The organism is Fibrobacter sp. UWR2 (genome assembly GCF_002210285.1).
Taxonomy (GTDB): Bacteria; Fibrobacterota; Fibrobacteria; order Fibrobacterales; family Fibrobacteraceae; genus Fibrobacter.
The window spans coordinates 69,403-90,916 of sequence record NZ_MWQE01000004.1 but is presented as its reverse complement, the minus strand read 5'-3'; the positions used below and the strand labels follow the sequence as shown (position 1 = coordinate 90,916).

The 21,514-nt window shown below is 53.6% G+C and carries 21 protein-coding genes; 12 read left to right on the top strand and 9 right to left on the bottom strand.

What is annotated here, in order from left to right:
- The first annotated feature begins 23 nt into the window (after positions 1 to 23).
- Together B7994_RS07735 and B7994_RS07730 are read left to right on the top strand one after the other, a co-directional pair.
- Positions 24 to 674 carry a hypothetical protein gene (locus tag B7994_RS07735; protein WP_144063800.1) on the top strand — a complete coding sequence of 217 codons (651 nt, stop codon included), beginning with the start codon at positions 24 to 26 and terminating at the stop codon, positions 672 to 674.
- Between the two features lie 318 nt (positions 675 to 992).
- Complete coding sequence (locus B7994_RS07730; protein ID WP_088637898.1) at positions 993 to 1,760, top strand: hypothetical protein; 768 nt, start codon at positions 993 to 995, stop codon at positions 1,758 to 1,760.
- Positions 1,761 to 1,834: 74 nt separating this feature from the next.
- Here B7994_RS07730 and B7994_RS07725 read toward each other — a convergent pair whose 3' ends face one another.
- The 4 genes from B7994_RS07725 to B7994_RS07710 form a co-directional block, all read right to left on the bottom strand.
- Complete coding sequence (locus B7994_RS07725; protein ID WP_088637897.1) at positions 1,835 to 2,398, bottom strand: CMP deaminase; 564 nt, start codon at positions 2,396 to 2,398, stop codon at positions 1,835 to 1,837.
- A gap of 21 nt (positions 2,399 to 2,419) precedes the next feature.
- Complete coding sequence (locus B7994_RS07720) at positions 2,420 to 4,138, bottom strand: hypothetical protein (protein ID WP_144063799.1); 1,719 nt, start codon at positions 4,136 to 4,138, stop codon at positions 2,420 to 2,422.
- 138 nt (positions 4,139 to 4,276) lie between these two features.
- On the bottom strand, positions 4,277 to 5,014 hold the full coding sequence (locus tag B7994_RS07715; RefSeq protein ID WP_088637895.1) for an SDR family oxidoreductase: 738 nt from the start codon (positions 5,012 to 5,014) through the stop codon (positions 4,277 to 4,279).
- Positions 5,015 to 5,315: 301 nt separating this feature from the next.
- Positions 5,316 to 5,753, bottom strand: a complete 438-nt coding sequence (locus B7994_RS07710; RefSeq protein WP_088637894.1) for a dUTP diphosphatase — start codon at positions 5,751 to 5,753, stop codon at positions 5,316 to 5,318.
- 95 nt (positions 5,754 to 5,848) lie between these two features.
- Here B7994_RS07710 and B7994_RS07705 point away from each other — a divergent pair, with 95 nt between their 5' ends.
- The gene (locus B7994_RS07705) at positions 5,849 to 6,295 is read left to right on the top strand and encodes a zinc ribbon domain-containing protein (RefSeq protein ID WP_088637893.1); all 447 of its coding nucleotides are present in this window, start codon (positions 5,849 to 5,851) and stop codon (positions 6,293 to 6,295) included.
- Between the two features lie 5 nt (positions 6,296 to 6,300).
- Here the strand turns inward: B7994_RS07705 and B7994_RS07700 are convergent, their stop codons facing one another.
- From B7994_RS07700 to B7994_RS07685, 4 genes are read right to left on the bottom strand one after another with little or no spacing between them, the layout of a single operon-like run.
- Entirely contained in the window at positions 6,301 to 6,651 is a 351-nt protein-coding gene (locus tag B7994_RS07700; RefSeq protein ID WP_088637892.1) for a hypothetical protein, read from the bottom strand.
- Between the two features lie 47 nt (positions 6,652 to 6,698).
- On the bottom strand, positions 6,699 to 7,487 hold the full coding sequence (locus B7994_RS07695) for an RNA methyltransferase (protein WP_088637891.1): 789 nt from the start codon (positions 7,485 to 7,487) through the stop codon (positions 6,699 to 6,701).
- A 60-nt stretch (positions 7,488 to 7,547) separates the two neighbouring features.
- Positions 7,548 to 8,423 carry a sugar phosphate nucleotidyltransferase gene (locus tag B7994_RS07690; RefSeq protein WP_233143110.1) on the bottom strand — a complete coding sequence of 292 codons (876 nt, stop codon included), beginning with the start codon at positions 8,421 to 8,423 and terminating at the stop codon, positions 7,548 to 7,550.
- A 26-nt stretch (positions 8,424 to 8,449) separates the two neighbouring features.
- Positions 8,450 to 9,073, bottom strand: a complete 624-nt coding sequence (locus B7994_RS07685; RefSeq protein WP_158213110.1) for a DUF4919 domain-containing protein — start codon at positions 9,071 to 9,073, stop codon at positions 8,450 to 8,452.
- A 142-nt stretch (positions 9,074 to 9,215) separates the two neighbouring features.
- Here B7994_RS07685 and hisS point away from each other — a divergent pair, with 142 nt between their 5' ends.
- From hisS to B7994_RS07660, 5 genes are all read left to right on the top strand, one after another.
- On the top strand, positions 9,216 to 10,526 hold the full coding sequence (gene hisS, locus B7994_RS07680) for a histidine--tRNA ligase (protein WP_088637889.1): 1,311 nt from the start codon (positions 9,216 to 9,218) through the stop codon (positions 10,524 to 10,526).
- A 6-nt stretch (positions 10,527 to 10,532) separates the two neighbouring features.
- Entirely contained in the window at positions 10,533 to 12,098 is a 1,566-nt protein-coding gene (locus tag B7994_RS07675) for a hypothetical protein (protein ID WP_088637888.1), read from the top strand.
- Complete coding sequence (locus tag B7994_RS14255; protein ID WP_233143109.1) at positions 12,095 to 13,801, top strand: GDSL-type esterase/lipase family protein; 1,707 nt, start codon at positions 12,095 to 12,097, stop codon at positions 13,799 to 13,801. Before B7994_RS07675 ends, B7994_RS14255 begins: the two co-directional genes overlap by 4 nt.
- An 18-nt stretch (positions 13,802 to 13,819) precedes the next feature.
- Positions 13,820 to 15,670, top strand: coding sequence for an MBOAT family protein (locus tag B7994_RS07665; RefSeq protein WP_088637887.1), 1,851 nt, complete (start codon positions 13,820 to 13,822; stop codon positions 15,668 to 15,670).
- A gap of 91 nt (positions 15,671 to 15,761) precedes the next feature.
- Complete coding sequence (locus B7994_RS07660) at positions 15,762 to 16,334, top strand: hypothetical protein (protein ID WP_088637886.1); 573 nt, start codon at positions 15,762 to 15,764, stop codon at positions 16,332 to 16,334.
- Between the two features lie 9 nt (positions 16,335 to 16,343).
- Here the strand turns inward: B7994_RS07660 and B7994_RS07655 are convergent, their stop codons facing one another.
- Positions 16,344 to 17,141: an exodeoxyribonuclease III gene (locus B7994_RS07655; protein ID WP_088637885.1), complete on the bottom strand. Its 798-nt coding sequence runs from the start codon at positions 17,139 to 17,141 to the stop codon at positions 16,344 to 16,346.
- Between the two features lie 230 nt (positions 17,142 to 17,371).
- On the opposite strand from B7994_RS07655, the gene B7994_RS07650 reads away from it, so the two are divergent.
- From B7994_RS07650 to recN, 4 genes are all read left to right on the top strand, one after another.
- Positions 17,372 to 17,974, top strand: coding sequence for a hypothetical protein (locus B7994_RS07650; RefSeq protein WP_088637884.1), 603 nt, complete (start codon positions 17,372 to 17,374; stop codon positions 17,972 to 17,974).
- A 75-nt stretch (positions 17,975 to 18,049) separates the two neighbouring features.
- Positions 18,050 to 18,940 (top strand): MBL fold metallo-hydrolase, encoded by an 891-nt coding sequence (locus B7994_RS07645; protein WP_233143107.1) that lies wholly within the window; start codon positions 18,050 to 18,052, stop codon positions 18,938 to 18,940.
- A 33-nt stretch (positions 18,941 to 18,973) separates the two neighbouring features.
- Complete coding sequence (locus B7994_RS07640; protein WP_088637883.1) at positions 18,974 to 19,729, top strand: tRNA (guanosine(46)-N(7))-methyltransferase TrmB; 756 nt, start codon at positions 18,974 to 18,976, stop codon at positions 19,727 to 19,729.
- Between the two features lie 42 nt (positions 19,730 to 19,771).
- Positions 19,772 to 21,421, top strand: a complete 1,650-nt coding sequence (gene recN, locus B7994_RS07635; RefSeq protein WP_088637882.1) for a DNA repair protein RecN — start codon at positions 19,772 to 19,774, stop codon at positions 21,419 to 21,421.
- Positions 21,422 to 21,514: the final 93 nt, after the last annotated feature.

Here is a 21,514-nt window from a genome sequence, read left to right as displayed (position 1 = left end):
GACAAGGTACTAGGGGATTCCATATGAAAAAAGTGATAATGACTCTCGCGATTTCTGTCGCTTTCGTGGCAGGCCATGCCCACGCAACCGACAACGAAAGCACGGAATACACTAGCAACACAAATTCTGCCCAAACGGATTCGGCATTGACTCCGTTCGCTCCTGAAACAGGCGAGCAGTCTACCGCAGAGGATGGAGTCTTCAAGAAATGGGGTGTCTCGCTCGCATTTACCAGGCCCGTCACGAAAAAACTAAACTGGAAGGACAAAAACCATACCGAATTTGATTTCATCGCGAAGCGGTTCATCGGGACCGGCAGCCAGTACCTGACCTTTCCCATCGAAATCGAGACCAGTTTCTTCATGATTCATGGCGAATATGAATCCAGATATTCAAAGGGATATCCAGAATACAAGAAATCTTTTTTCGACCTAAGCAACAACATCCTCGCAAGGTTCATTCCCCTCTCATTCTTTTATGTGGAAGGAGGCATCCAGTGGGGTTACAACTTTCAACCCTACTCAAGTTTTACGCTCGGTGCACCCGTGGGCTTCGGGTTCATCATACCCCCCTTTGAAATCGGCGCAAGAGCCACCTTCGGACTTACGGACTACGACTCGATAATCGGCGGAGTGAACCATTATCACTTCTTTGCCATCTCGGTCATCTTCTAGGCAAATACAGCCGACAACGAATTAAACTCCAAAGGGCTTCCGTTCCGCAGAACGGGAGCCATTTTCTTTTGAAAGAAATAAAAAAGTTTTTTGTAAAAATCAACCCCCTTTTTGTAAAACAAACTAATTCGTTTATATGTATCATACAAATTTGTATAGATTGAATACAAATTTGTTCAAAACCGAGCAAATTTAAAACTGACAGACATTCAACTTTGGGACGCGTTAAGAACCGACAAGCCCAAAAGAATTGACGATTGTATAAAAGCTTTACAAAAGAAAAACAATGATCGGAACTTACTTGGAAAAATTCTTTCAATGTCAAGGATTGCTCCTTACGATTTATCACGAAAAAAAGATTGCATTACATTCACAAATGCAGGAACACAACATAAACTGACTAAATTAAATGAATTCGTTTTCAACATCAAGACATCAAAACAGTCTTCTTTCACGAAATACAAAGCAACACTGAAGAATTTAGTCGAATCATCCAATATGGTATGTAAATACACCCTAAATTCTAGTATACTGGACCGCATAAATAAAGGAGAAGGTCTAGAAGTGTATATTGACGGTTATCAAACAGAACGGCTCGATTCAGGTCCATACACATCCGAATTATATACAGAAAAAGGAACCACCCCACCGACAACCACTGGTCCCACTGATCCCACTGGGCCCACTCCACCTCCTCCACCTGCACCAACAGTTTCGAAATTAAAAATACACGTTCACACACTCAACGGTAACGATGGTCGCCCCGTTTTCCTTACAATTAAAGACAAACAAGGAAATAGAAATTCTTACAAACTAGACCATAAAGGCAACATTTTTGTACGTAATCAAGGCGACGACTTCGATGTTAGTCTAAATGGATCAAAAAAAGTAGAAGATTTAAAAGAATTCGAAATATCTTGCGATTTTAGAACAAACGTCCCCGATTTAAAATTAAAAAACATAAAGATTACGGATGCATCAAAAAACATTATACTCGCAGCACCAGGCGGAGAATACACCATAAAGAAAAACAAGCCCCTTGTCATTCCGGTAAACGCAAACGAATTGGTCAAGAAGTACAAATAAAAAAGTAGCCATATAATCAAGAACGGTTCCCGTCATCCAAGACGGGAACCGTTTTTAATTGAATCGAAACTTCACTACTTCGCCGCGGGCTTGGAAACTACCGGGCGGATGCGCTTACCACAGAGGGTCACCACGATATGGGCCTGCGCGAACATGTAGTAGGCGGTATCACGGCTGTTGTTGAGTGTGGACTTTGGGTCGTAATCGTCCTTGGTCACGAACACCTCGGCAACGCCGGAGAGGCTCACGTCAAGCGCACAACGTTCGCACGGGAACCCAATCACGTACAGCTTGGAACCAGGAGGCACCTTGCCGCGAGCATAGTGCAGCGCATTGATTTCGGCATGCACCATGAAGGGGTACTTGTTCGCCTCGAACTCGTGATGGCTCAGGAGTTCACCCGTATCGGCATCAAGCAGGTCGTAAGCCAGCAGTTGCTTTTCGCGGGTGTACGGCACAGTCTCGTCGTCAAAACCTGCGGGGGCGCCGTTATAGCCGGTACTGATGACGCGGCCTTCGGCACTCACGAGCACCGCCCCCATCTGGGTATTCTGGTCTTTACTGAGGCGCGCCTGGGCGCACATCATCTGGGTATACACTTCGTCACGAAGCTTGCTGCGGGATTGAGAATTGTTCATGCCTAGAAATATAGCAAGGAATTAATGCAACGTGACAGGAATCGAGCGATTTCCGCTGGGCATCGAGACCCGGACCAGGAAGCGTCCAGCCGACGGCAGGCCTTCCAGGTGCAGCAGGTTGCCAGACGCATCCAAGTTCACCGGCAGGCGCCTTCCGTCGTACGAGAACACTCCCGCACGCACGCGACCTGCAGCAAAGGACTCCATTCCGGGGATTTCGAGGGTGATACGCCCCTCGCCCACCTGCGCCACGCGGATTTCCATAGATTTTGCGACAACAGGCGTCGGAATACCGATGGTGCCATCCAGGAATAGAACCGAGCCCTCGTTCTTGCAGGCGTTGGCCTGGAAGCGTACACCCGAATAGACTATGGCATATTCGCTCGTGACAAGAGTCTGGTCAGCAGTTCCAATGATTTCGATATCGCCCATGTTGGTACAACTATCCAGTTCAGCGAATTCCAGGGAGTCCGTGGTGCCAACCAGGCCCGCAATCTTGCCGTCCACGGCCGGTTCCTTCTTGATTGTGATTTCGCCACTGTTGACCGACTGCTTGAGGGTGATGGATTTAGTACCTTCGCGCACATAGCCGACAAGTCCTCCCACATAGGGATTGTCAGCATTCTCGACAAGGATATTCCCGAAGTTCTGCAGGCGACTCCCCACTGTGGTTTCCCACAAACCGACAACACCGCCAACATAAACATCTTCCTGCGATCCGGCTCCATGATAACTGATGTTGGCCTGGTTGATGCAGCTGTCCAAGACCAGAGTAGAATCCCCCTGAATCAACCCGAAGAGTCCGCCCAAGGAGGCGTCCCGGCCCGTAAATTCAATCTTGCCGTAATTGACATTGCCGACATACGTATTCCGGTAACCATATACGGTACTGACACCAATAAGACCCCCTATAAAGGAGAGTCCCTTGGAGGTCTCCACCGTAATGTCGCCTTTGTTCGTATTATCCTTAATCACGGTCGAAGAAATATTCTGCCCAGCCAAGCCGCCTGCGGTCACACTGACATCACCGCTGACAATAATCTTGGCTTCATTCGTGTTGCCAGTAAAGTTTCCATCCGCAATCAAGATTCCGACAAGGCCACCTACATACATTGCGTTGACAGAAGCCACGTGGAAAGAGCCTTTTACTGTATTGTTATAAAAGCCGGCCCAATCAGAAACCACATTGCCCACGATGCCGCCAACCTGCGAACCCTCCGCAGTCGCGCCAGACTTGTATTCCAAATCGACCGTATTGTTGCGTGCGACAACAACGCCCGATACAATCTGCGTTATAATCGCACCAGTAGTCTCTGAAACATGAAGATAAGCCTTATCGACAACGATGTTCTCGAAATAGAGCGTATCATCGGAGTCAGCCATGATGGGACCAAAAAGAGCCGGACCCATGGCCACATTCACATCTTCGTCGACAAACAGGTTCGAAATCTTGAAGCCACCGCCATCATAGCTCCCGGCAAACGGGCCAATAGCCTTCCAATTGCCTTTTTCGCGACCGTACTTGGTCGAGAGATCGATATCCGCGGTCTGCTTGAAGAACATGCCTTTACCCATATCCGGAACGGGCACTCCCTTGTATGCAGTCCCGGTAATCACGGCCAGGCGCAGATCGTCAAGATCCTCCGCAGATTCCACGGTAAGCGGGTTCGACCTGGTACCATTTCCGGCAGCCCAGGCCCCAGCCATGAGCAACATTAATGCGGCAATGAATGAACGCATATTATTTCTCCTTTCTTTGTAAGAATTTACTCTATATAAATTAGTTTTATTTTAAATAAAAATGCCCATCGGCCATGCCGACAGGCTTTTTTTTACAAAGATCCGAGAATTTCGGTATTATAGCGCGATTTTTCCGTATTACGCTTCGACCTTCTTGCCCTTTTCGACAGCGTCGGCGAGGGTCATACCCGTGAATTCCTGCGCGCTGAACCAGCGGCCACTCTTCTTGTCGTCCAAGAGCACGGAGACCATGGAACCCGGAATAACGGTTTCGGGAGCGTTCGGGGCATTCGGGCCACCGAGATCGGTGCGGAGCCAGCCCGGGTCCATCACGTTCATCATCACGTCGGTGCCGTTCAGCTTGCAGGCGAAATCCTTCACGAACTTGGTGAGGGCGGCCTTCGCGCAGGCATAACCCATCAGTTCCGGCTCGTTCGCGATGCCGCTCGTGGTGAGCTGCATGCGGCCAAAACCGCGCTCGATCATGCTCGGCAAGAAGTGGTAGGCAATCTTCACAGGGGCAAAGAAGTTCACCGCCATCGCATGGTGGAAATCGTCCATCGTGTTGGTCAGGTAGTCGGTGAAGTAATGGCTCATGAGGCCCGCGTTGTTGAACACGAGGTCCACCTGCACGCCCCAACTGTCGATTTCAGCGAGGGCGGCATCGATTTCGGCTTCGCTTTCGAGGTTGCAGCCCACGGCACGCACTTCCACGCCATACTTCTTGAGTTCGGCAATCACGGGTTCGGCATGCGCCTTGTCGCGGCCCTGCAAGATGATGTTTGCACCAAGCTTGGCCATCTCGATAGCGGTGAGACGGCCAACACCACGGCAGCCGCCGGTAATCAGGGTCCATTTGCCCTTAACGTCAATCATATTCCATCCTTGCTTTTTTGACGGCGGTTCAGCCCGCCACCATTTCTGCAACTAAAAATAGACTCCCCGCACCTAAAAAAGGCTCGGGAAAAAAGATTTTGTGTATACAGGGGTAAAAAAAAGCCCCTGCCGGGGTGACAGGGGCTAATTTCGTAGGAGCTTGACCCGAGGTCCTCACGCCTACAAAAATAAATATAGCAGTTTTTTCTCAAAAAACACACGTAAATTGAGAATTTACAAAAGATTATGTTCTCAACGCGTTCCCGATTTTATGACAAAAAAGATACGCCGGAAACAAGCCCTAGACCACACCGGTGCTTCCGAAACCGCCGCGGTCGACGCCTTCAAGCGGGCCTTCCTCAAAGGTGAGCGTCGGCTGGATTTCCATGATGCGGAACTGCGCAATGCGGCTTCCCTTCTCGATGGTCACGTCGCGGGTGGCGTACACGGGCATTCTCCACCAGTCGTTCGCACCGCAGTAGCTCGAGTCCACCACGCCCACCGAGTTCGCCTGCAGAATGCCGAAGTTCTTGAACGTGGAACTGCGCGGGGCGATATGCGCCTCGTAGCCTTCGGGCAACTTCATCGCCACACCCAGGTGAATGAGCCTAAACTCCCCCGCCTTGAGCGTCACGGTCTCTGCCGCGGCGAGGTCTATCCAGTCGGACTTGCCGCCAATGTAGGTGAGTTTCGGGATGGAATCGTCGAGGTACTGAATTTTGATTGTCTTCGTGGTCATGATGCAAATATATAATTTACAAATAGCAACAGCCTGTTTCTTGATTTACAAGGGGTTCAAAAGTATATTTAGCCCGTACTAAAAAAGGAGTTTAAATGCAGACCTACGAAATTCTCAAGAACATCCGCGAAAAGAACAACCTCACGCAAGACCAGATGGCAGAACGCATCGGCGTGACGCGCCAGGCCGTAAGCCGCTGGGAAACCGGCGAGACGCAGCCGAACACCGAAATGCTCAAGATTTTGTCGAAGGAATTCAATGTTTCCATAAACACCCTGCTCGGGGCCCCGCGCCAGCTCTTTTGCCAGTGCTGCGGCATGCCCCTCGGCGACGACGCGATGATCAGCCGCGAGACCGACGGACACTTCAACGAGGATTACTGCAAGTGGTGCTACGTAGACGGCAAGTTCACCTACACAAGCAAGGACACCCTACTGGACTTTCTGCTTTCGCACATGCCTAACCCCGAAAACACGCCGGATGCAGAAAGGCGCAAGTTCTTCGACTCGCACCTTTCGCAATTAAAGCACTGGGCTAGATAGCCGTATCAGATAACAGCGTCAATCTTTTCATTCCAGTGGTCCGTGGTTTCACGGGCCACTTCGTTTCCGCAGTCATAGATACACAAGAAGCAGATTTCGTTCACGACTTCGTAATCGGAACCGCCGTTGAACACGTTGGCGTTGCCGTATTCCTCGCGGTCTTTCCACAAGTAGACCTTGCAGGAATTCTGCACGGAGACAGCCTTGCAGTAGGCGGCAAGCATGTCTTCGGTAAGGTCGGCGGCAACATTCGCGGCTCCCGCAGCAACGGGCGATGCGAGGATTTCGGCAAGCGAAATGGCGCGCGTGCCGTCTTTGGACAAAATTCGCCCAGCGATGTTGAATTCAACTTCCATAGTTTTTGCGGGTTGCTTATTGCTAACCGATTGTTTATTGCGGGGTGTTACTGCCCGCGAGCCTCTTCCGTTTTTTCAGCAGCTTTAGCGGCCTTTTCCGCCTTCTCGGCGGCATGTTCGAGGCGCGCAGGCTTGCCGGCAAGGTTACGCAACAGCCCGAAGAGAGCCGAAAGTTCGTTGCGCGTGGGGTGCAGGCGCTGCACGAGCGTATTGAGGAAGTTGTCGCGCCACGCCTGGTCGTGGTACTGGCCCGTCAGGTAGCGGTCGAGAAACTTCTTGAATCCGTCAATCTGCTGGATAGTCGCGGGAGCCGTCTCGCAGGCGCCCTTCGTGCCACGCTTCGCACGACCTTCGCCGTTCGCAAGCGCGCCACTCCGGCAAAGTTCATACAGGCCGACCGTCACCGCCTGCGCCAGGTTGAGGCTCATGAGCCCCGGCACCGGGATTTCACACTGGTACGTGCAGGCGTTCACCTCTTCGGTCTCGAGCCCGCAGGATTCGCGACCGAACACGAGCGCAATCGTGCCGTTCTCGGGCAAGAGTTCCGAAAGCCCGGGCATCATCGTGTGCTTGATGGCAGAACCGTAAATGCGGCGGCTGAAAGCGACCGCGCAGGCACAATCGCCGATGGCATCCTCGAACTTATGCACGATGGTCGCCTTATCCAGGACCTCGTGGCTGTTGGGTGCCGTGTGGTAGGAATTTTCAATCACCTTGTCGCGCTTCGGGTAGACGATATACAGTTCGTCGAGGGCGTAACAGTGCATGGCGCGGGCCACAAAGCCCACATTGTGAGGATGTTCCGGTTCTACTAGGACAACTCTGAATTTTCTCATATGCTTACAATCTATCAGATCCTTCGACTTCGGGCTGCGCCCTCCGCTCAGGATGACACCTTAATTAATTTTCCAGTTAAACCCTTTCCCACGGATTTCATTTTCAATCGTTTCGCCGGGCTGAATTTCTGCGCCGGAATAAATCACAGAATGCTTCGCGGTTACGCCTGCGGGCAGTTTCACACCGGGGACAACGACGGCTTCGTTCGGGTCACGGCCCAGTTCTTTCAAGCGCGCCTCCACCGCGTGCATCAAGCCTTCGGGAGAGCCCATGTCAATCCAGGTGGCATTCAGCTGGCTCATGTCGACATGCGGGGCACAGCCGCGGGCAATTTCCTGCTTCCAGAATTCGCGTATATCGGATTCGCCTTCCCGGATGCGCGAGAGGGCTGCATCGCTGTACCAAGACACACCGGAGAACGTCGCTGGGGTTCCAGAAGTCTCGCCGAACCGCCCGGCAATGCCCGCCAAGCGGCCATTTGCACCTACCCGGAAAGTGTTGACCTTCGGGAAATCTACGGCAAGGAGCGAAACCTGCGGGCCATTCGCCTGAGCGGCCAGTTCCTGCGCATTGCGGACAAAAGCCTTCAGGTCAAAACTGCAGTAGGCATCGCCGTTCATTACCAGCAAGCCACCGCGGTAGCCTGCGGCATAAATGCGGTGCAACGGCCCCGCCGTTCCCAGGATTTCGGGCTGTTCCACCCATACCTTCTCGAATCCGAGAGTCTCGCCCGCTGCAACGACCTGTTCCGCCAGGTAATGGGCATTCGCATGCAGGCGCACATTGCCAATCGCACGGGCCTTTCGGGCCTGCAAATCCAGAATCGAGGCATCTACTACGGGCACAAGCGGCTTAGGCACATCGTTCGTGAGCGGGCGCAGTCGCGTCCCGAGCCCCGCCGCCAGAATCAAGACATTCAGGGAATCTTTTTCCATCGACCCCAAAGATAGATTTTTCCCTACTACTTGTAACTCCGCCTGTAGTTTTCGAAGACGATATTCACGTTGAAATACTCTTTCCGTTCATTGCCATCCGAATCGATGACTTCCATAAGGTCGCAGGTAATATCGCCATCACTCACCGTCTGCTGGCGCTTGAGTTTCCAGCCCATTATCTGCATCACGAAGTATTCCTCCTCTACATCGATGACAATTTTTCCTTCCCTGCAGTTCTTGCCGGAACCGCTCTGCCCTATAGAGCGAAGGAGCCCGAGTTCAATATCGAGGTGACGCTTTGAACCGACAGAATCGCCAAGAGCATCCAATGACCATGAAAGCATCCTGTGCGCAGTCATGTTGAGGTAATTCAGGTCCAGAATGGACTGGGCCAATTTCTTGACCTCCGCATGCTTGCCCGCATTGGCGGCAGCATACATGTCCCTGCGGATCTTATCTATTTTGGTCTGCTTTCGCTGCACATACCAGGAAGTCCGTCCGCAGTTCTCTCGCAGGGCGGCATAGTCCACAGCCGTACTTCCTCCCTTTACTTTGTTCAAAATTTCAGAACAGGTCTTTTCGTATTCATCCGCATAGGACGCTGTAGCCATGAACAGGGCTACAATGAATGTCAAGGCAAGGCGTTTCATGGGGACCTCCTTTTTTTGTGGAAGGTACTTATTTTCACTGCTCCAGGACCACTCTTTCCATATTCCAAACCGCAATAATATGCGCCTTCCGCACACAAGGCTACGGCCCAAAAACGGATTATTTTCTACATTTGCGGGCACTATGAGCATTTCTATCCCTCAGCTGCCCAAGGGCACGCGCGATTTTTACCCGGAAGCGCAGCGCATCCAGAACTACATTTTCGATACCTGGCGTCAAGTCGCCGAAAGTTTTGCCTACGAAGAGTATGAAGGCCCGATGTTTGAGCATCTGGAGCTTTACACCGGCAAGTCCGGCGAAGAAATCGTAAGCCAGCTCTACAACTTCAAGGACAAGGGCGACCGCGAAATTGCGCTCCGCCCCGAAATGACCCCGACGCTCGCCCGCCTCGTGATCCAGAAGGCCCGCGAACTCAAGAAGCCCTTCAAGTGGTTCAGCATGCCGCGCCTTTTCCGCTACGAGAAGGCTCAGAAGGGCCGCCTGCGCGAGTTCTTCCAGCTGAACATGGACATCATCGGCACAGAGAGCATCTACGCCGAAGCCGACCTGCTCGCCTCCATCGCGACGATGCTGCGCAAGTTCGGCCTCAAGGACGGCGAATTTGCGATTGGCGTCTCGAGCCGCAAGCTTTTGGCCACCTACCTCGAAGAAATCGGCGCCCCGAACCCGGCGCTTGTGTATCCGGTACTTGACCGCCGCCTGAAAATCGGCCCCGAAGCCTTCGCGAAGGCGCTTGCCGAAGCCGGCCTCACCGAAGAACAGGTGAAAAAACTCGACGACTTCATGAGTTGCAAGAGCATCGAAGAAGTCCGTAGCGCCGTGCATAGCGAAAACGCAACCGCGGCACTCGCTGAAATCGAAGACCTGTTCGCCACCCTTACCGCCGCAGGCTACGGCGAATGCGTGAACCTCGACCTCTCCATCGTGCGCGGCCTCGCCTACTACACGGGCATCGTTTTCGAAGTCTTTGACAAGGGCAAGTCCATGCGCGCCATCGCTGGCGGTGGCCGTTACGACAGCCTCACCGAAAAGCTCGGCGGCGAACGCATCCCGGGCGTGGGATTCGGCATGGGCGACGTGGTCCTCGCAGACCTCCTCGCCGAGCACAACCTGCTGCCGAGCCCCAAGCAGAGCGTAGACTTCTACATCGCAAGTTTCACGAACGACATGAAGAAGGTCTTCGAGACCGCCCAGATGTTCCGCGACGCGAAGTACGGCAACTGCTCCGTCTCGCACCCGCTCGCCCCCATGAAGATGGGCAAGCAACTCGACCAGGCGAATTACCAGGGCGCAAAGATTGTCGTCTACGTGGACGGTTCCAAGGCCGCTGCAGGCGAATTCGAGTACAAGGACATGCGCGTGGGCGAAATGCTCGTGGGCAATCCCGAAGCCATCGTTGAACGCCTCCGCACAACTCCGCAAAAAGCCGAATAAAAGCACATGACCCCATTCAAATCATTCCTCAGCATTTTAAGCCTGTTCGTCGTACTCGGCCTCATGGCATGGCTCTACCCGGCAAGCGGCATCACCATTGCAGACACTACATTCAGGTTCCCGGCCCTCACCGATATCTTCGAGAAACAGGACCCCAATGCCGTCGCCGAAGACGACAACGCCGAGACCGACCCGCAAAAGGCAATCGAGGAAATGATGGCGGCCACGCAGGCGAAGGAATTCGCCGAGTTCTCCGACTCGCTGAACTTCTATGAGGACTTCTTCAAGAACGGGCGCAACAGGTTCGACCTGCCGAACAACGACCCTACATGGTTTGACCGTCTGTTCCTGCATCTGGAACTCGCCAAGATCGATTCGAACATCGTGCATATCATGCACTACGGTGACTCGCAACTCGAGGAAGACCGCATTTCCTCCACAATCCGCGAAGACCTGCAGAAGGAATTCGGCGGTGGCGGTCCGGGCATGCTCCCCGCCGTACTGAACATCCCGTCGCAGACGACAAGCGTGTGGAACAACGGCGACCTCACCCGCTTCATCATGTTCGGTACCGAAGAAGACCGCGCCGACCACAACCGTTACGGCCCTCTCGCACAGGTGAGCAAGCTGCAGGGTAGCGCCGTCATCGGCATCAAGAAGCGCGAAGACAAGGACGGCAAGTTCACACGCGTCGGCGGCTACGGCACTATCAGGGTTCTCGCCAGCAAGCGTGGCAACCTGAAGGTAAGGCTCGCCTACGAAGCAACCGTCATCGAGAACGAAGGCACCGACAAGGAAAAGCGCAAGAAGAAGTTCGTGGACGCCCCTGCCCCTACGGACGAAAAGTTCAACAAGCTCCGCGTGTTCACATGGAAACTCCCCGACACCACGTCTAACGCAAAGGTATACCTCTCCGGCAATGCCGAAATCTACTCCGTCTCAGTCGACGGTCCCTACGGCGTCGCTGTCGACAACGTCGCCATGCGCGGCAGTTCGGGCACGGTTTTCAGCCGCATGGACAAGGAACTCCTCGCCGAATCGTTCAAGGCAATGAACGCACGCCTTATCATCATGGAATATGGCGGAAATCTGGTTCCGGGAATCAACAAGAGCAACATCGAGTACAACAAGAACCTCATCGCGAAGCAGATCCAGACCATCCAGGCAGCGAACCCCGACGCGGACATCCTGTTCATCGGCCCCGCCGACATGGCACGCCAGATGGACGGCAAGATGAAGAGCTATCCCGGCCTGTTGCCCACGATCGAGTTCCTGCGCGAAGTCGCTCTCGAGAACGGAGCCGCCTACTGGGACATGTACCGCGTGATGGGTGGCGAAGGTTCCATGCGCAAATGGGTCAAGCAGTCCCCGCCGCTCGCCGGTGCCGACTACATCCACTTCAGCCGCAGGGGTGCCGCCTACATGGGTGAACTCTTCTGCAATGCGCTGCGCATGCACTACGACTACTTCAAGTTCCGCGACAAGCACAAGATTGACGACGCGAAGCTGAAGGATATTCAGAAGTTCGCAAAGCCCGCAGAGAAGGCACCACAGGCGGAGGCGGAGCAATGACAAGATTTTCTCGCACCCTTTGCCTCATCACGGGCATACTCGCCACCGCACTGTTCGCTGCGCCCCCGGTCACGACACCCGCAAGCTACATCATCGATTTTTCCAAATACGACTTCATCGATTCCACGCTAAACCTCATCCAGTTCCCGAGCGGCAAGGCTGCATTTGAGCCCTTCTTCCAAAAGATGGACTCGCTCGTGTTCGAGAACAAGGGCAAGGTCAACATCGTCCATATCGGCGGTTCGCACATCCAGGCAGACGTCGTCTCGGGCCGTATCCGCGAGCACCTCGTGAAAGAATACCCGGGTTCCTCCGCTGGCCGCGGATTCGTTTTCCCGTATTCCGCCGCCCGCACCAACACGCCTTCCAGCTATGGTTCGCAGTACAAGGGCGTGTGGGACATGAGCAAGAACGTGCTCCGCGAAGTCAAGAAACCTCTCGGCCTTCTGGGCATCGCCGTCAGTACCAGTGACCCGCGCGCCGAATTCACGCTTCTGCTCGACAAGTACAATTCTTCCCCGATCTACGCCGAAACCAAGTTCCGCCTATTCGGGTACAGCGACAGCAATAACGTCGTTCCCGTACTCGTAGTCGATTCGGTAGATATCAAGGGAGTACGCGACACCGCCACGCAGAGCTACGTGTTCAAGAGCCCCCGCCCGATAGACACTCTACACTTTGCCTTCCGCTGGGCCGATACCGCCCTCCAGGCAAAGGTAACGAAGTACCTCATCGATTCGCTTGTTCAGGATTCCATCTACCGTGCAAACCTCGACACGCTGAATGCGGATTCTACCGCAGACAGTACCGCGAAGAAGAACGCCCTACCCGACAACCAGGAGGCCTCCGCAGACTCCATGTTCCAGGGCAACTGCGACATTATGGATACGACCTGCCTCGAGAAGGAAGAACCCAAGAACGACCTGCTCGCCGCATGCAGGGTTTTCCTCGATTCCACAAAGCAGCGGGCCGACACTACGGCAAAAGACTCCACCCGCAAGAACGACTCCACCGTCGTTGCAGATACCTTGCAGAAAGCGATATGCGATTCGCTGATAGCCCTTTCCGAAACGCTCTCGATTGTACGTCCGCGCTTCACCATGACAGGTGTCATCTCCGAATCGAACTACCCGGGAATCGTCTACACGAACGTGGGCATCAACGGAGCCCGCATCGCGCACTACTTCGAGGAGGTCTGCCCGCTGTTCGAAAAGGAACTCGCCTTCCTCAAGCCCGACCTCGTAATATTTGCAATCGGCATCAATGACGCGAACGTCGAGAAGTTCGACGACAAGACCTTCCGCAACAACTATGACATCCTTATCGAGCGCATCAGGCGCGTGAACCCGAATGTCGCGTTCATATTCGAGACCAACAACGACATGTACCGCAAGGTGCGCAAGCGCCGCTACGTGCAGCACCCCGTAGGTGAACAGGCCCGCAAGGCGTTCTTCTCGCTTGCCGAAAAGCACAAGGCCGGCGTGTGGGACAAGTTCTCCCTGATGGGTGGCCTCGGATCCATGGCCAAGTGGGAAAAGGCAAGCCTCGCGAAAAAAGACAAGATTCATTTCAATATGGCGGGCTACCACCTGCTCGGCGACATGTTCTACAAGGCGCTTATCGATGCCTACCAGGAACACATCGCGAACCTCCCCGCACTCGAGCCGACACCAAAGAAGGTGGAAGAAAAGCCAAAGAAATAGTAACAACCTTTTAAAGAAATGCTTGACTACTTAATACCTTACCTCACCCGCACGTTTGCATTCGACCCGAACAGCCCGCTCCTATTTACGCAGTTCTACTTCTGGGGCTTCTTTGCGGTCGTCTTCGCCATCTTCTCGCTTGTACACCGGAAACTCCTGCTCCGTAACGCGTTCCTCTTTGCGACCAGCCTCTTCTTCTACTACAAGACGAGCGGCAGCTATGTGTGCATCCTCATCTTCTGCGTTATCGCGAACTTCTTTATCGGCAAGTGGATTGAAAAGGCCCAGGTGAAATGGAAGAAAAAGTTCCTGATGATTATTGTCGTCATCATCGACCTGCTCGTCCTCTGCTACTACAAGTATTCCTACTTCTTCCTCGACGCTCTTTACGACTTTACCGGCATCGAACTGCACGTGTACAACTTCTTCGCAGCCGCAAGCAACAAGATATTCAACACGCACTCGCTCGTCGATACCATCATTTTGCCGGTGGGCATCTCGTTCTTCACGTTCCAGGCGATGAGCTACTGCATTGACATCTATCGCGGCAAGATCAAGCCCGTGACGAACATCCTGAACTTCGGTTTCTACCTATCGTTCTTCCCGCAACTCGTGGCAGGCCCCATCGTGCGTGCCGACAAGTTCGTCCCGCAGCTCTACAAGCCGTACTTTTTGCCCCGACGCGCCTTCGGCATGGCCGTGTTCTGGATTCTGAACGGGCTCGGCAAGAAGATTATCCTGAGCGACTATCTCGCGACCAACTTCGTGGACCGCGTGTTCGACCAGCCGCTACTCTATACGGGTCTCGAGAACCTCATCGCGCTTTTCGCCTACTCCCTGCAGGTGTACGCCGACTTCTCGGGCTATACCGACATCGCCATCGGCGTTGCCCTCCTCATGGGCTTCCGCCTGCCGCAGAACTTCAACAGCCCCTACAAGGCGCTCTCCCCCACGGAATTCTGGCGCCGTTGGCACATCTCGCTTTCTAGCTGGTGGCGCGACTACCTGTATATCCCGCTGGGCGGTAACCGCGGGGCTTCCATCGGTACCTTCTTCTGGATGGGCTTCTTGAGCCTTGTCGCCATCATGCTTTCAGGTAGCGTATGGGTCGCCATCGCCCTCATCGCGCTATTTCTCTACATTTCCATCTACGCCTACTTCAAGCCGGATTCCCGCAAGTTCATCTCCACGAACATGAACGCCATGGCCACACAGATCGTGGGCGGCTGGTGGCACGGTGCCAGCTGGAACTTCATTATCTGGGGCGGTCTCAACGGTTTCGGCCAGGTATTCAACAAGATCTGGGTCAAGAGAAGCATTACCTTCCGCGCCTCCGCGGCACTCATCCTGTTTGCCGTGAGCGCCATCGTCTACAAGAACTATCACATCGCCATCTGCGCGATTACCGCCGTATGGTTCGGAGTGCTCTTCACAGGGATCTTCTCCGTGATGATTTTCCGCCTCTTCAGCGACAAGACCTACCACTGGCTCTACGTAGCATGGAACGTTACGCTCACCTTCGTGTTCATCACATTTACACGACTCTTCTTCCGTGCAGGCTCTAACCTCGATCCCGCCGAGGCAAACGAGGTTGCCTGGAACACCGCGAAGAACATGGTCCAGCAGATGGGCACCGCCTGGAAATGGGATACCCTCGGAACCATCGCCTGGGAACACATCAATATTATCCTTGTGTTTATCGCGGGCATGCTCATCCACTGGATTCCCAAGAAATGGAAGAGCCGTTACCGCATCATGTTCGCTTCGCAGCCCATACCCCTGATGGTGCTTTCTACGGCATTCATCATCTTCGTCATCTACCAGTTCATGAGCGCAGACAGCTGCCCGTTCATCTACTTCCAGTTCTAGTCCGAATCCCACCAGGCCTCATGTAAAGAAAAATTACCATAAGGTAATTCGTTTGTTTGCTATATTTGACGCACACAAAAAAGGGGAAATCATGAAAAACCTGCTCATCCTGTTCTTTGCGCTCTGTTCTGCAGCCACCGCTTTTGCACAGCACAATTCAGGCGTAATAGATGGCAACGCCAAGCACACCATCACATTCGAACGCGGATTTTTCTTCAATACCTATACAGTCGATGGCAGGGAATCGAATGTCGACGAAGTCGAAAACCTGCTCGTTTACGTTCCCGAAGCAAATGATAAGTGGAATACGGGCAATATCCTTCGCTACACTTCGTGGGGAATCGCCTTTGCCGGCGGCTTCTGTGTCGGCTACGGTCTCGTAGACGCGCAGGCCGACATGGAATACGGGACTTTCGGGAACGGAAGAGGACCGATCATTATCGGTGGCGCAATCGCCATTGTTGCAGCAATTATCATGGAAAAGGTCGGCGATGCCAAGAAGGACGGCGCCATCGAACTCTACAATAGCCAGAGCGGCAAGAACGCAGCCCAACCGGAACCGGCAAGCGAATCTGACGACGAAATCTCCGAAGAAACGACCAGTTTCAACATCCAGTTCGGCCCCACTCCGCAGGGCGGATTCGGCCTCGCATTAAACTTCTAGTCGCAACGCCTAGTCGTTTACAATCGGGAGCGGCGCAAACGGCGGCTCCAGTTCAATGCTAATCGGACAGTGATCCGACCCGGGTACGGAGGTGTGTATCTCGGAATTAATCACGTTCGGGAAAAGAGCCTCGTCGACAAAGGCGTAATCCAGACGCCAGCCAACGTTACGTGCACGCGCACCAAATCGGTTCGACCACCACGAATAGACATCTCTCGTATCGGGATGAAGCTTGCGGAACGTATCCACGAAGCCGCTTTCCACATACTTGTCCATCCAGGCGCGTTCAATAGGCAAGAATCCGCTCACGTTCTCATTTTCCTTGGGACGGGCGATATCGATTTCCTTGTGGCAGGTATTGTAGTCGCCCACGGTAAGCACGTGCTTGCCATCGCGGATCCAGCGCTGGGAATTCTCGAGGAAGGCATCGTAAAAGCGCAACTTGTAGTCCAGGCGGTCGTCTCCGGAGCCGCCGTTCGGGAAGTAGATGGAGTTCAGGACCCAGTCGGGGAACACGAGCTGCAGTACACGGCCCTCTTCGTCGAACTCCTCGATATCGAAGCCATAGTTTACCGCATCGGGCTCAATACGCGAAAACACGGCGACGCCGCTGTAGCCCTTCTTGCGCTTGCATGAATTCCAGTACGTGTAGTAGCCATCCGGAACAAGCAGACCATCGGCCTGATCCTGTTCGGCGCGAACCTCCTGCAGGCAGAGGATATCGGGAGCTGTCGACTCGAACCATTCCCCGAACCCCTTCTTGAGAGCCGAACGGATTCCATTCACGTTCCAACTGTATATATTCATCGTATACCGTTTTACCCAATCTATTCCCGAACAAAAGTTAGTATTTATTTTGCCCGATAAAGCCCGTGGCGCAAAAAAAGTAAAAACACATACCCCTCCCGTAAACTTTTATGTAACTTTTTCTTTTCACGAATTCTTGTTACGCGCACAAAACATCCCCTTCCGGCAATTTTTTTTCAGAAAAAAAAGAAAAAAAAAGTTTTTCAGGGCAGATAATTTATATTTGAGATATGAAATCGAAACTTTTCGCCATCAAGTTGACCACCCTTCTCGCCTCATTGACCCTGTTTGCCGGCTGTGCTGGTTCCTCCAATGGTGACGATCTCGAGGTCCCCACGAACCTCCCCCCCATTTGCCGCGATATCGACTTTGTCGCGAATCCGGACATGCGCGAAATGTGCGGCGTCCGCAAGGCCCACAACAAGGCGTACAAGAACATTCCGCAACAACGCTACCTTATCAAGCCGAGCGAGACATCCATTGTCAAGACAGGCAACAAGCTCGAGCTCCGCTTCCAGAACTCCCTTCCGCTATACCTGGACGGGCCTATCGTGAACGAAATCCTGTTCAACCAGGAAAAGCGACTCGAAAAAATCAAGAACAACTACGACTACCACGAAATCTACAACAAGGAATCCAAGGAAAGGACCCGCATCTTCAAAATGGGCATTCCGACCGACCTCGGCGGTACGTACGAATTCTGCTTCCGCATTCCCGAAGCGAAGGGTAACGCAAGAACCCGCAACAGGGCAATGGGTAACAACATCGAGCGCATGAACTGCGAAGATTTTGAAGCCATCATCGCTGCAGACAAGGCTTCCAAGGGCCTTTAGCACAAACACATATTGCACAAGAAGCCGCCCCGTTCGCGGCTTCTTTTTTTTCTAGATTTTGTCACGGTAATTATTGTGACAACCGAAAGCAAGTACATCCACAACGCACTCAAGCAGGTCCACCTCAAGGCGGCCTGTTCCAGCGTGCAGGGCTTTGCCATTTCGGGGCTTGCGACCTACATGCAGTTCCCCGAACTGAATTTTTGCGTCGACATGGGCGAATGTCCGCTTTCGGCAACACCTCTCGACCATGTTTTCCTCACACACGCGCACGGCGACCATGCCCGTTGCCTCATGAGGCACCACAGCCTGCGCAAGATGATGGGAGTGGAACGCGACAGCATCTACTATATTCCCGAGGCCATCTGCGATGGCGCCCGGAACTGGATAAAGGCCGAAGCGCTTTTTGAAGGCGTGAGCGAAGCCAAGTTCCAGTACCCCGAAATTGTCCCCGTGAAAGCAGGAGAACGGATTACACTCAGCTACCGCAAGGATCTCGTACTCGAGCCCTTCAGCGTGAAGCATTCCATCCCTGCATTGGGCGCGACCCTCCTGCTGCACAAGAAGAAGCTGAAGGACGAATTTCTCGGCAAGAGTGCCGACGAAATTATCAAGTTGCGCCAGGACGGCATAGAAATTACACGCGAAGTATACGAGCCGCTACTGAGTTTCACGGGAGACTGCCTCGGCGAGAGCCTTCTCGAGAACGCCTCCATTTTCAAGTCAAAGGTGCTCGTCACCGAATGCACGTTCATCGCCCCCGAAGACGAACCCATGAGCCGCAAGAAGGGGCACACGCATTTAGACCACATCGTCCACGCCCTGAACGAACTTGGGGACGAAGTCAAGTGCGAACAGATTATTCTGAATCACTTCTCGATGAAGTACTCCGAGAAGTACATCCAGGAATCCCTCAAGAAGGCCATCCCCGAAAAATTTAAAGAGAAGGTAGTGGCGTTTATATAAGATGTGGAATGTGAAGTGTGAGATGTAAAATTTATGGCAGAAGAAAAAAAAGAACTTTTAGACGATAACGAAAAAAAAGAGCCTAAGGAAGTCGTCATTCCGGAATTCTACCGCGATTTGAAGGCCGACCCTGACCAGAAGGGGCTCTGGCACTACGTGTTCCGTACCAACGGCGACCGCAAGCCCATCAAGACAGCAGACGGCAAGCCGCACACACTCGATTTCAACTGGAAGGACATGTTCCCGAATGAAAACGGCCACGTCGAAGTGGAAATCGGCAGCGGCAAGGGCAACTTCATGACGGATTACGCCGAAAGGCACCCCGACTACTTCATCATGGGTAGCGAATGGGACTACACCTGGGCAGCATTTGCCGTCGAGCGCATGACCAAGCGCGGCGTAATCGAGCAGGGCAATGCGGCCATGCTCCGTGGCGATGTATTCTACTTCTTGCGCGACTGCGTAAAGAGCAATACCGTCGACGCCTTCCATATGTACTTCCCGGACCCGTGGCCCAAGGAACGCCACCACAAGAACAGGCTCCTGCGCCCCGACTTCCTCACCGAAGTCGCCCGCTGCCTCAAGCCCGGCAAGCGCATATTCTACTGGGGTACCGACCACAAGGAATACAACGAGATTGCGCTTGAGACCTTCGACGCATTCCCCACCTGCAAGGTTATCGTCCGCAATACGGCCGAGCCCACCGAGGGCATTACCACCGGTTTTGAACGCAAGTACAGGAAAGAAGGCCGTCCGATTTACAGGAGCGTGATTGAATTCGAAAAATGAAGTGTCTATTTTTGACACTCGGGATTTGCTAATTTTTTTACCATGCTAAAGCAACTTTCCATAGATTCGTTCGCGCTCATTTCGCACGCAGATGTCCCTTTCCACGAGGGCTTTACCGCCATTACCGGTGAAACCGGCGCCGGCAAGTCCGTACTCCTCAAGGCGCTCCGCATGGTATGCGGCGACAAGGCGCAAGCTTCGATGGTCCGCACCGGCGAAGAAAAGGCCGTCATCGAGGGTATTTTCGACATCAGCAACGAGCCGAAGGTCAAGCAGATTCTCGAAGACATGGGCATCGACAGCGACGATGAGCTCGTAATCCGTCGCGAAATCCTCGAAAACGGCAAGGGACGCACCCGCGTGGGCGGAAACGTCGTGAACCTCGCCGACTTGCAGAACCTGGGCGAGCACCTGATACAGATGCACGGCCAAAGCGAGCAGATTCTGCTCCGCGACACGCGTACGCACGCCCAGATGCTCGACGACTATGCGGGCAACGGAAGCCTTCTCGCTGAATATACCGCATCGTGGAACGCCTGGAACAGCATTCTCGACAAGATAGAGGGAACCAAGAACAAGGCGACAGAACTTGCCGCCCAGAAGGACTTTCTCAAGTTCCAGTTCGACGAGCTTTCGAAGGCGAACTTGCGCGAAGGCGAAGAAGAAGAACTCGAAGACAAGGTGAACATCGCAAGCAAGGGCGAAACGGAACGCCACTGCCTGGACGAAATTCAGGCCCTGCTCGGTGGCGACAACGGGCTCCTGGACCAGATGCAGTTACTGCAGGCCAAGGTGCGCACGCTCGCCTCGCGCATACCGCACTACGAAGAAACCCAGAACGCGCTCGCCGAGGTTTCCGACCCGTTCGAAAGCATCTGCAAGGACTTGCTCCGGCTTTCGCCCGCGAAGTCGCTCTCGCCCGCCGAAATCGACCGCGCCAACGCACGCATCGCGCTCATCCAGAAACTCAAGCGCAAGTACCGTACCGATGTCGCGGGCCTAATAGCCCTTACGGAACAGCGCAAGCAGGAACTCGAAAGCCTCGAAAACCTCGATGCCGACATCGAGGAACTTTCCCGCCAGATGGAAAAGCACAGGGCCGCAATGGAACTTGCCGCAAAACGCCTTACCGAAAAGCGCACCGAGGCTGCCCTCCGGTTCGATACCGCCGTGCAAGGGATGTTACGCACCCTCGGGATGCCTAAAGCCATCTTCAAGACGAGTGTCGAGAAGGCGAACTATTCTGCCAACGGCGCCGACAAGATTGAATTTACGCTGGCGCCGAACCCTGGTGAAGGCGCCAAGAGCCTGCAGAAGGCGGTTTCTGGCGGTGAACTTTCCCGCGTGCTCCTTGCCATCAAGAGCGTCATGGCAGAACTCGACAAGGTACCGCTCCTCATTTTCGACGAAGTCGACTCCGGCATCAGCGGCGAGGTCGGCAACAGTATCGGCGAAGCGCTCAAGAACCTGGGCAAGCACCACCAGGTGCTCACCATCACCCACCTGCACCAGGTCGCCAGCCGGGCGAAGAACCAGCTTTCTGTAAGCAAGCAGGTCGTAGACGATCGTACCTACACATCCGTCAAGGAACTTGACAACGACGGACGCATTGAGGAACTGGTCCGCATGCTGGGAGACAATTCAGCAACCGTGCGCGAGCACGCCAAACAACTTTTGGAGAAAAACCAATGACCGAAAACACATCCGATGTCCGATTCAGATCGCGCGTTTGGAGCGTCCTCAGGGCACTCGTTTTCGTATGCGTTATAATCTTCATATGGAACG

Coding starts and splice junctions, on each gene's coding strand:
- B7994_RS07735 (WP_144063800.1), top strand. CDS start 24: ATGAAAAAAGTGATAATGACTCTCGCGATTTCTGTCGCTTTCGTGGCA.
- B7994_RS07730 (WP_088637898.1), top strand. CDS start 993: ATGTCAAGGATTGCTCCTTACGATTTATCACGAAAAAAAGATTGCATT.
- B7994_RS07725 (WP_088637897.1), bottom strand. CDS start 2,398: ATGAACAATTCTCAATCCCGCAGCAAGCTTCGTGACGAAGTGTATACC.
- B7994_RS07720 (WP_144063799.1), bottom strand. CDS start 4,138: ATGCGTTCATTCATTGCCGCATTAATGTTGCTCATGGCTGGGGCCTGG.
- B7994_RS07715 (WP_088637895.1), bottom strand. CDS start 5,014: ATGATTGACGTTAAGGGCAAATGGACCCTGATTACCGGCGGCTGCCGT.
- B7994_RS07710 (WP_088637894.1), bottom strand. CDS start 5,753: ATGACCACGAAGACAATCAAAATTCAGTACCTCGACGATTCCATCCCG.
- B7994_RS07705 (WP_088637893.1), top strand. CDS start 5,849: ATGCAGACCTACGAAATTCTCAAGAACATCCGCGAAAAGAACAACCTC.
- B7994_RS07700 (WP_088637892.1), bottom strand. CDS start 6,651: ATGGAAGTTGAATTCAACATCGCTGGGCGAATTTTGTCCAAAGACGGC.
- B7994_RS07695 (WP_088637891.1), bottom strand. CDS start 7,487: ATGAGAAAATTCAGAGTTGTCCTAGTAGAACCGGAACATCCTCACAAT.
- B7994_RS07690 (WP_233143110.1), bottom strand. CDS start 8,423: ATGGAAAAAGATTCCCTGAATGTCTTGATTCTGGCGGCGGGGCTCGGG.
- B7994_RS07685 (WP_158213110.1), bottom strand. CDS start 9,073: ATGAAACGCCTTGCCTTGACATTCATTGTAGCCCTGTTCATGGCTACA.
- hisS (WP_088637889.1), top strand. CDS start 9,216: ATGAGCATTTCTATCCCTCAGCTGCCCAAGGGCACGCGCGATTTTTAC.
- B7994_RS07675 (WP_088637888.1), top strand. CDS start 10,533: ATGACCCCATTCAAATCATTCCTCAGCATTTTAAGCCTGTTCGTCGTA.
- B7994_RS14255 (WP_233143109.1), top strand. CDS start 12,095: ATGACAAGATTTTCTCGCACCCTTTGCCTCATCACGGGCATACTCGCC.
- B7994_RS07665 (WP_088637887.1), top strand. CDS start 13,820: ATGCTTGACTACTTAATACCTTACCTCACCCGCACGTTTGCATTCGAC.
- B7994_RS07660 (WP_088637886.1), top strand. CDS start 15,762: ATGAAAAACCTGCTCATCCTGTTCTTTGCGCTCTGTTCTGCAGCCACC.
- B7994_RS07655 (WP_088637885.1), bottom strand. CDS start 17,141: ATGAATATATACAGTTGGAACGTGAATGGAATCCGTTCGGCTCTCAAG.
- B7994_RS07650 (WP_088637884.1), top strand. CDS start 17,372: ATGAAATCGAAACTTTTCGCCATCAAGTTGACCACCCTTCTCGCCTCA.
- B7994_RS07640 (WP_088637883.1), top strand. CDS start 18,974: ATGGCAGAAGAAAAAAAAGAACTTTTAGACGATAACGAAAAAAAAGAG.
- recN (WP_088637882.1), top strand. CDS start 19,772: ATGCTAAAGCAACTTTCCATAGATTCGTTCGCGCTCATTTCGCACGCA.